We start from the raw sequence: 8,908 nt of genomic DNA, 5'->3' as shown, positions 1-8,908 counted from the left end.
GGATATTATGTTGGGGAAGTTCCTCAACTTCGGGGTTGTTACAGTCAAGGGGAAACGATTGATGAATTGATGAAGAATATCAGGGAAGTGATTGAACTTTGCTTGGAAGATGACAATCCGGAAGATGTATCGGAGTTTGTTGGAATTGAAAAGGTGTCTATCTGATGCGTACCGGTTCATCGGGGGAAAACTGTCGGGAAAGGATTACTCCTAAAAATTTTGCGCGATGCTGAACTGACACAAGAAGAATTTATTCGTCTGCTGTAATTCCCATCTTGATTTAAGCTTAATGTCCCCTGGCTAAATATAGTACAAAAAATCTGGCGTTGTCAGATCAGAAAAAGATGCAATGGTGATATTGTAGGGTTAATTGATGAATTAACCCTACTCTCTACTCGCGCTGAGAAATTAATTGAATGGAAACCCCCGCGTAGGCGGGAATACCTGTGCTACAACAGCTTACCCCTGGAGTTTACGCGATAAGGCACCCAATGAACCCACCGCTAACAGTCCTAAAATGGTACTAGGTTCGGGAGTGGTAGCGGGGGGAGGACTAACTGGAGTCACTTCGAGCGCGGACCATTGAATAAGATCTTCTAGATTAGTACCCAAATTTCCCGTAAAGGAAACAGTTTGTCCCGCAGCAACGGTAAATTGATTACTAAAATTTCTTAATCCGGCTGAAAAAGGCGAGGTTTCCACCGAACTTGAACTTCCATTGCTTAAGGTAAAGCTTTCATCACCCTCTAGCTGGTCAATATAACCAATAGTATAGGAGGTGAGTTGAACTGCACTAGAAAAGGTCAGGTTAAAGCTGGTAGTTGTCGCTCCCAAAAAAGCACCACCAACCAATACAGAAACACCATCACCATCCGCATGAAAATAACCTAGTGTCTGGTTATTGGATAGAGTCAAGGTGATACCATCAACCGTTTTAGTGATAGTGGATTGGTTGTTATCACCTGCACCGAAGGTAAAAACGGCAGCCTGAGCAGAGTTATTGATGGTCAAGGCGAGAGGGACAAGGGTAACACCGAGTCCAAAGGTGGCCAATTTGGCAATATTCAAGATATTCATTGTTTTATGGACAATTAAATAGATAAAGTGAGAATATTCTACCCCCCCCCGCATTTTGTCAATATATCTTTTTTTTTGACCTAAATACCCGACATTTTAGGTAATTTCATTTAGGTGGGTACTTCAATTTTACCCTGTCCAGCTAATCCAAAAGCGGCGTGAACCACTTGTAGGGCCCTGACTCCATCTTCCTGATTCACCACACAACTGATTTTTATATCAGAAGTAGCAATCATCAAAATATTAATTTTCTCCTTTGCTAAAGCTTCAAAAAAGCGTGCTGCTACCCCCGGTTGTCCTTCCATTCCTGAACCAACAATGCTCACTTTCGCCACATCATTATTAACCACCACTTCCTGTAAACCCAAACTTTCCGATAGTTCTAAAAGGATTTTTTGGGCGGAATTAGCATCAGCTTGGGGTAAAGTAAAAGCGATATCCCGTCGGGGAATACCATCGACAATGCGACAGCGTTGGGATTGAATAATCATATCAACACTGACATTTTTTGCCGCTAAAACCGAGAAAATTCTCGCCGCCATCCCCGGGCGATCGGGGACGTTACGAATGGCCATTTGGGCCTGATTATTATCTAGGGCCACTCCCCTGACTGGGACTAAATTTTTAGGGATTTCGCGATTAGCAACTTTAGCAGAATACTCCACTTGAAAAGCATCACAAAGGACTTTAATTGCTTTTTCTCCGTCCGCTTCATCGATGACACAACTGACTTTTACTTCAGAAGTGGAGATCATTTCGATATTAATTGCCGCTGCGGCCAAAGTGCTAAATATTTGGGCGGCAATTCCCGGCCGGCCGATCATACCAGCGCCGGTAATGGCGATTTTAGCAGCCCCGGATTCGATAATCACTTCCGCTTCCTCTGTATTAGTGGGATGGGAACGTAAAACCGGCGCGATCGCTTCGGCCACGGATTGGGCTTTTTTTAAGGCATTTCCCATCACCGTAAAGGCGATATCGTTGCTGTCACCCTCGTGAATCGATTGAATAATTAAATCCACGTCCACCTGTTGATGGGCAATTTCCCCGAATAAACGGGCAGCGATACCCGGACGATCCGGAACCCGTAAAAGGGCGATTTTCGCCTGATTGCCCTCAAATTCCACCGCATCCACTGCTTTTGTCAATTCCAATCCTTGCAGGGTGCGCGGTTTCGGTGCCGGGGATGTCACCCAAGTACCCGGATCCTCTGTCCAACTGGAGCGGACAACCAAGGGAACCCCGAAGTTTTTGGCGATTTCCACCGCTCGCGGGTGGAGAACTTTCGCCCCTAAACTGGCTAATTCGAGCATCTCATCGCAGGTAATTTCGTCCAAAAGACGCGCTTCGGGGACTAAACGGGGGTCAGTGGTGAGAATACCGGGTACATCGGTGTAAATTTCGCAAAAATCGGCTTTTAAGGCGGCCGCTAGGGCCACGGCCGAGGTATCGGAACCACCGCGCCCTAGGGTGGTAATCTCTAATTGATCACTATCGCTGACACCTTGAAAACCGGCGACCACAACTACTTTACCCTCCGATAGATGACGGGAAAGGCGATCGGTTTTAATTTCTAAAATACGGGCGCGACTATGTTCGGATTCCGTGACAATTCCCACTTGAGCGCCGGTTAGGGAGATGGCCGGTTGTCCGATTTCCTCTAGGGCCATACTCATCAAGGCGATTGTTACCTGTTCCCCCGTGGATAATAACATATCCATCTCCCGGCGCGAGGGTTCGGCGGCGATTTGTTTGGCTAAATTGACCAATCCATCGGTGGTTTTCCCCATGGCAGAAACGACCACCACCACGGTGTTTCCTGCTATTACCGTATTTTTGACCCGTTGAGCGACCGATTGAATGCGTTCCACGGAACCTACCGATGTACCACCGTATTTTTGGACAATTACAGCCATAGTTGTCAGCACTAGAGACTTTCTATACTTTGTTCAATCTCCAACTTATCAAACTTCCTTAACGATAAGTGGTTTTGGTTAACATTCCTTATGTTTTATCAAATGCCGACTATCCAAATTAATCCTTAAGACTGCAGCGGAGAAGGGAGCGCCAGAGCTAGGTTGAGGTAGTCCGAGCATTTGTACTAAAATACCCCTACTCAGTTTAAATCCAGTACACTTATGCTATTAATAATATTTTGGCTCTCTTAGGTTTGGTGGGTATTATGAAAGATATTTTAATGTTAGATACAGTAACAATTATCAATTCTGATCCCCCCGCCTATCGGCACCCCCCTTAAGTAGTCATGCAAAATAAATTTTCTAGTGAAGACAGGCAAGAGGCAATAGGCAAGAGGCAAAAGCTTTATCGAAATGTGTAATTAATTTTGCTTAGGTACTTATCAAGGGGGGCAGGGGGGATCGAGCCTAAAATCCATTTTTAATTTAATTATAACCAGCTACTTAGATACAGTAAAAATTATCAATTCTGATCCCCCCGCCTATCGGCACCCCCCTTATCAAGGGGGGCAGGGGGGATCGAATCTTTAAGGGCAGCAAATAGATAATTAGCTAAAGTTACTCCATCTACTCCTAATTCCGTCCTTTCTTGGGCTGCTAAAATGCCGGCCTGAGCGTGTAAATAAGCCGCTAATGCGGTTGCTTCTGGGGAATTATCCGGCATTTGGGTTAAAAATCCGCCGATTAATCCTGTTAGGACATCACCGCTACCACCTCGCGCTAGAGCAGAGGTACTTTCGGGGATTATATACATTTTACCTTCCGGGGAGGCGATTATAGTTCTGGCTCCTTTTAATAAGATAATTGCACCACTTTGTTGAGATGCTTCTTGAGCGATATTAATCCTATCTTGAGAATCTGATAAGTTAGGAAATAAGCGTTTAAATTCTCCCCAATGAGGCGTTAAAATTGTCTTATTCTGGCGAGATGATAATTTTTCTATACCCAATTGAGCCAAAATATTTAAAGCATCGGCATCGAGTATAATCGGCTTATCACTATCTAAAACCTGTTCGATAATAGCGGGATTTTCTGTGGTTAATCCAGGACCACAGGCGAGGACATGATAATTATTTAATTCTAGGGGAAGTTCGGCAATAGCTCCCGTGGCAGTTTCGGGACAATCGATAATTAATGCTTCTGGTAAATGACTAATTAATAAAGATTTAAGGGCAGCAGGAACAGCAATAGAAAGCATTCCCACACCACTACCTCGCGCTCCTAATCCGGCGAGAATTGCCCCCCCTGCATAACGACGAGAACCACAGATAATTAATAAATGTCCCTGCTGATATTTATGGGTAAGGAGAGGACGGGGTAAAGGTAAATAAGGGCGAATTAGAGCGGGATTAACCCTCAGAATTGGGGGTGAATCTTGTAAAATTGTTTCTAGGTCAAGGGGACTAATTCCTATGTCAATTAACTCCACTTTGCCTAGATAGGGTAAGGCCAAATCTTGGAAAAAAGCTCGCTTCCAGAGTCCCAAACAAAAGGTATGAGTGGCTTTAATTGCCGTGCCTAAAACCTCTCCGGTGTCGGTGTGAATTCCCGAAGCAATATCGATACTAATTATCGGTTTTTGCCAACCATTAATTTTATCGACTAATTGGGCAATATCTGCCGATAAAGTCCTTTCTAAACCAAAACCGAAAAGACCATCGATAATTAACTGACAATCCTCCAAAGATTCTAAAGTTTTCTGAAAAATTAAGCCCAAATGCTTGACATAATTCGCCTGTTGTGCTGTTAAATCCTTGAGTTTGGCGATCGGACAAAAAAGAGATACTTGATAACCAGCGAGATGTAATTCTCTAGCAATCACGAGAGCGTCGCCGCCATTATGACCAGGGCCAACGATAACACCGATTTTGGGGAAATCAGCCAAAGAATAGGACTTTTTAAACTTTTGTGCCGTTAACAGGGCTGCCTTTTCCATCAAAGCAGCCACAGGCATACCGGAGGCAAAAATCGCCCCTTCAATGCGACGCATCTGCTCGCTATTAACCACGTTGGAGCGATAATTGTAGCTCATTCGAGGGATAAATTGCCTGTTAACAGGTCTAGATCACTTTTTTTCGGATTACGTTCACCTGATTATCGATTACAAGCCTGACATCGCTTTATCCAAGTTAATTGCTAACCTTAAAACAGTTAGTAAGCTGTCAAGCATTTAAATTGCTTGTTGAGACGGGGCAAGAGGCAAGAGGCAATAGTAAAGGGATTGGGGGAAATTCAGCTAATCTAAGGATAGGCGGTTAAGATGCGTCTTAGCTTAGTCGCTTAATTAGGGTTTGCGGCAAAAAGTTTTTCGTGGGGGCCGGGTGTGGGGTGTGGGGTGTAGGGTTTTACCCATTTTCAGACGGTCAATTACCTAATTTTCAGGGAAAAAGTCCCAGAATTTTCGCCCCGATCACTCTCAGCTGGCACTTTTTGAGGACAAAAAAGTCTAAAAGTCTTATCCAACAAGGTTTTTAGATTTATTCAGCCAACCCTAATTACTAAATTATTTTATCATAAAGAGAAATCCTCTCTCAGGTAAGAGCGGTAGTATGGCTTACTCGACACAGCAGTTAATTGAAATCCTCGAGCGAGAAATGCACGCCACTTGCAAAGGGGAACGTCTGTTACTCTCCCCGGCGGAGCGCATTGATAATCCGGTGATTGCCAAGGCGATCAATCTAGAAAAGGCGGGCAAAGTCTTCGCCTATCAGGATTTTCGCCGCCAAGTTCACGATTATCAACAACAATATCAGGTTTCGGGCATTATCTGGCGTGTTTGTCAATGGGGCGATCGCACTCTCCGTTATCCCGAAATTCATAATCAATTAGTTGCCGTGGCGGGTGACAAGGAAATTCTCATGGCTGCCAAAGCCTCGGTTTTAGAGTTTTGGAACAGTATCACCCCTAATATGAATTTTTGGTGGGCGCTTAACTCCCGTCGTCCCATTTCTGCCGATTCTCTAGCCGAATTAGTCGCCCAGTCCGAATGGGCGGAATTAGATGTGGCGCGCACAGAATTATATCTCGGTCTCTGTTGGGGTAATCCTTTAGAACACCAGTATCAATGGGCGCAACCCTTTTCCGGTTGTCATCGTATTATCGCCGCCGTCGATGAACCTAGTTCGATTAAGGTATAAAGGCGATTGATGTCTTGGGGTGTGGGGGTGTGGGGTGTGGGGTGTGGGGTGTGGGGTGAATAAAGCTGCCTTCTGCCTTCTGCCTTCTGCCTTCTGCCTTCTGCCTTCTGCCTTCTGCCTTCTGCCTTCTGCCTTCTGCCTTCTGCCTTCTGCCTTCTGCCTCCTATTGTAAAGTTTTGTTAATTTTTCTGGGATTAGGGCGTTTTGTAAAAATAGATACAGAATTGTATGTTATATATATTAGTGGGTGATTAAAAAAGTTCGAAACACTATTTGCAGCTCGGAGGAAATGATTATGTCCACAGAACAACAAGCTCGCGCCTTAATGATGCGTCACCACCACGCCGTCAAAAATCGTCAACAATCGATGTTAGGGAGAAGTGCTTCTGAAATCGGTATTGACAATGACAATGGCTACGGGGAAACCGTTCAACGTCGCTTCTCGGCCGACTTTTCTTCACAAACTTACGATCGCTCTGGTGTTACTCTCAGTTAGGGTCTGAGATTTCGCCAAAGTATCAGCTTTCAATCTTAGAATTAAGTGAACAATCAGCCCACACAAACCGAGATCGGAAGGTGTGGGCTTTCGGTTTTTAGAGATAGGGGTCAGTCCTGGGCCGATTACGGGGTTTCATCGGGATTTATGCCTAATTGCCGTAATTGCGCCGCTAAACGTTCCGCACGTTGACGTTCGCTTTCAGCCTGTTGATAGGCTGCCTGGGCGCGTTGACGTTCGATTTCAGCATTCTGACGTTCGATTTCGGCTAATTCCGCAGGTAGGAGAATTAAATTGCCGTCTAGGTCATAAAAACGTAGCCAAGGGGCTTCTTCTCGTTGGATGCTGCCCATCCAGACTCCTAACCATAATCCCAAACGTTGACACCATAACCAACCGCGCTGGTCGGGAATAATTTCTTGATAGCATTGATTTGGGTCTAAAGTCCAACCTTGCAGGGAAGTGGCATCAAAGGGATTATAAACGAAGTATTGGGAACAGCGAAAAGTCCGCTCATAGAGGTTTTTTTTGGTAGTTAAATCGATTTTTGCGGTGCTTTCTGACATTAATTCCACGATCACATCGGGATAACGTCCGTTTTCGTTCCAAACCACCCATCCTTGTCGTTTATAACTACCATCGATATCGAGGACAACGAAAAAATCGGGGCCACGAAAATCTTTATTAAAAACCCGCTCACGGCTAAAGTAAATAAACATATTACCGCCAACAAAAAAGTCTTCTCGATCCTGATAGGCTTGTTCGATAGAATCGATTAAGACATTCATGGCCTTGCGGTGACGGTGCGTTTCCAAAGGTTCTCCATCATCAAAAATCAAGTCTTCCGGGGGAATGGGTGGTTCTTGCCAATCGATAACTGGAGGAGTGAGGGGTTGAGTCATCGGGGTTACGTCCGGGATAGAGATGGTTTTATTTTATTTGCAAGACGAGGCGATATTTAGGTTGTCCGGTTCGCAATTTTTCCATGGCTTCATTCACCTGGGAGATAGGATAGGTTTCTGTCACCGGTTCAATGCCATGGCGAGAGGCAAATTCGATCATTTTATTAATGGTACTGGGACTACCCAAAGGACTGCCAGAAATCGATTTTTGACCCATAATCAAGGGAAAAGCATAGGTAGCCATGGGTTCAAGAACAGCCCCAACAATGTGCAGACGACCTTTGGGACGTAAACAGGCGATATAAAGACCCCAATCGAGATTAACGTTAACGGTAGAGATGATGAAATCGAAGTAATTTTGTACCGATTGCAAGGCTTCGGGGTCTCTGGAATTGATAAAATGAGTCGCACCTAGTTCTTTTGCTTCTGTTTCTTTGTCGGGACTGCTAGAAAAAGCGGTTACTTCGCAGCCCCAAGCTTTGAGGAATTTTAAGGCTATATGGCCCAATCCACCAATACCAATGACACCAACTCGGTCCGTGGGTTTAATATCAAATTGAACAATCGGATTAAAGACGGTAATGCCACCACAAAAAAGCGGGCCAGCTTTGGCCGCATCTAACTGGTCCGGTAAGGGAACTAACCAACTATGATGGGCCCGGACTCTTTCAGCAAAACCACCATGGCGACCGACGATAGTTCCTTCAGCAGTAGCACAAAGGTTTTGATCCCCTGACATACAGGTTTCACAGATGGAACAGGAACGGGAAAACCAACCAAGACCGACTCTTTGCCCTAATTTTAACTCTTTGACTTTAGCACCAAGAGCGGCGATCGTACCGACCACCTCATGACCGGGGACAAAGGGATAGGTGGTCAGTCCCCAATCGTTATCGAGCATACTTAGGTCACTGTGGCAGATGCCGCAATATTCCACCGCGATTTCTACATCTTCATCCGCTAATATACCCGGATCGTAGTCAAAAGGCTCTAGTTTTCCCCCTTTTTCTCGGGCAGCATAGGCTCTAATCATGATTAAGTCCTCTAGGATCGGTTTATTGGTTATCTTATCCTAAATTGCTCTGAGTATGGCTTGCACTAAATCCTGTTTACAAGGTATAGAGGAGTGGGAAGTGGAGAGAAGGGAACGGATTTGATCCTACCAGCGATCGCCAAATAGTCCCAAGGGTGATTTTTTGATGCTATACTTTGCACGGCTACAACTTGCATTTTTTACTCAAGGACAATAATATAGTTTAAGAGTCATAATTAGAAGCAAAGCACTCATTAAAAACATGATTAACCTAGAATTCACGGAAG

The 8,908-nt window shown here is 44.8% G+C and carries 9 protein-coding genes; 4 read left to right on the top strand and 5 right to left on the bottom strand.

All coding sequences use genetic code 11. From position 1 onward, the window contains the following. Positions 1 to 165: type II toxin-antitoxin system HicB family antitoxin (locus EWV66_RS01665; protein ID WP_287107744.1), on the top strand; the 165-nt coding region annotated here is incomplete at its 5' end. Between the two features lie 294 nt (positions 166 to 459). Here EWV66_RS01665 and EWV66_RS01660 read toward each other — a convergent pair. The 3 genes from EWV66_RS01660 to EWV66_RS01650 all read right to left on the bottom strand — a co-directional run bounded on the left by EWV66_RS01660 (position 460) and on the right by EWV66_RS01650 (position 5,085). After that, positions 460 to 1,077, bottom strand: a complete 618-nt coding sequence (locus tag EWV66_RS01660) for a PEP-CTERM sorting domain-containing protein (RefSeq protein ID WP_170863946.1) — start codon at positions 1,075 to 1,077, stop codon at positions 460 to 462. A 110-nt stretch (positions 1,078 to 1,187) separates the two neighbouring features. Beyond that, on the bottom strand, positions 1,188 to 2,993 hold the full coding sequence (locus tag EWV66_RS01655; RefSeq protein ID WP_287107743.1) for an aspartate kinase: 1,806 nt from the start codon (positions 2,991 to 2,993) through the stop codon (positions 1,188 to 1,190). Between the two features lie 523 nt (positions 2,994 to 3,516). Next, the gene (locus EWV66_RS01650) at positions 3,517 to 5,085 is read right to left on the bottom strand and encodes an NAD(P)H-hydrate dehydratase (RefSeq protein ID WP_287107742.1); all 1,569 of its coding nucleotides are present in this window, start codon (positions 5,083 to 5,085) and stop codon (positions 3,517 to 3,519) included. Between EWV66_RS01650 and EWV66_RS01645 the strand changes: the two genes are divergently transcribed. The 3 genes from EWV66_RS01645 to gifA all read left to right on the top strand — a co-directional run bounded on the left by EWV66_RS01645 (position 5,084) and on the right by gifA (position 6,686). Then, positions 5,084 to 5,227, top strand: a complete 144-nt coding sequence (locus EWV66_RS01645) for a transposase (RefSeq protein ID WP_323131939.1) — start codon at positions 5,084 to 5,086, stop codon at positions 5,225 to 5,227. The two genes, EWV66_RS01650 and EWV66_RS01645, sit on opposite strands and share 2 nt — an antisense overlap. Positions 5,228 to 5,602: 375 nt before the next feature. After that, positions 5,603 to 6,190: a hypothetical protein gene (locus EWV66_RS01640; protein ID WP_052276577.1), complete on the top strand. Its 588-nt coding sequence runs from the start codon at positions 5,603 to 5,605 to the stop codon at positions 6,188 to 6,190. Positions 6,191 to 6,485: 295 nt separating this feature from the next. Continuing rightward, the gene (gene gifA / locus EWV66_RS01635) at positions 6,486 to 6,686 is read left to right on the top strand and encodes a glutamine synthetase inactivation factor IF7A (RefSeq protein WP_002758764.1); all 201 of its coding nucleotides are present in this window, start codon (positions 6,486 to 6,488) and stop codon (positions 6,684 to 6,686) included. Between the two features lie 125 nt (positions 6,687 to 6,811). Here the strand turns inward: gifA and EWV66_RS01630 are convergent, their stop codons facing one another. Further along, positions 6,812 to 7,588, bottom strand: a complete 777-nt coding sequence (locus tag EWV66_RS01630) for a Uma2 family endonuclease (RefSeq protein WP_052276576.1) — start codon at positions 7,586 to 7,588, stop codon at positions 6,812 to 6,814. 28 nt (positions 7,589 to 7,616) lie between these two features. Then, positions 7,617 to 8,621, bottom strand: a complete 1,005-nt coding sequence (ahr, locus tag EWV66_RS01625; protein ID WP_052276575.1) for an NADPH-dependent aldehyde reductase Ahr — start codon at positions 8,619 to 8,621, stop codon at positions 7,617 to 7,619. Between the last annotated feature and the right edge of the window lie 287 nt (positions 8,622 to 8,908).

Source organism: Microcystis sp. M_OC_Ca_00000000_C217Col, assembly GCF_007095585.1.
Lineage (GTDB): Bacteria > Cyanobacteriota > Cyanobacteriia > Cyanobacteriales > Microcystaceae > Microcystis > Microcystis panniformis.
The sequence above is the reverse complement of the archived record's forward strand: the minus strand, read 5'-3'. Positions and strand labels throughout refer to the sequence as shown.

Coding starts and splice junctions, on each gene's coding strand:
- EWV66_RS01660 (WP_170863946.1), bottom strand. CDS start 1,077: ATGAATATCTTGAATATTGCCAAATTGGCCACCTTTGGACTCGGTGTT.
- EWV66_RS01655 (WP_287107743.1), bottom strand. CDS start 2,993: ATGGCTGTAATTGTCCAAAAATACGGTGGTACATCGGTAGGTTCCGTG.
- EWV66_RS01650 (WP_287107742.1), bottom strand. CDS start 5,085: ATGAGCTACAATTATCGCTCCAACGTGGTTAATAGCGAGCAGATGCGT.
- EWV66_RS01640 (WP_052276577.1), top strand. CDS start 5,603: ATGGCTTACTCGACACAGCAGTTAATTGAAATCCTCGAGCGAGAAATG.
- gifA (WP_002758764.1), top strand. CDS start 6,486: ATGTCCACAGAACAACAAGCTCGCGCCTTAATGATGCGTCACCACCAC.
- EWV66_RS01630 (WP_052276576.1), bottom strand. CDS start 7,588: ATGACTCAACCCCTCACTCCTCCAGTTATCGATTGGCAAGAACCACCC.
- ahr (WP_052276575.1), bottom strand. CDS start 8,621: ATGATTAGAGCCTATGCTGCCCGAGAAAAAGGGGGAAAACTAGAGCCT.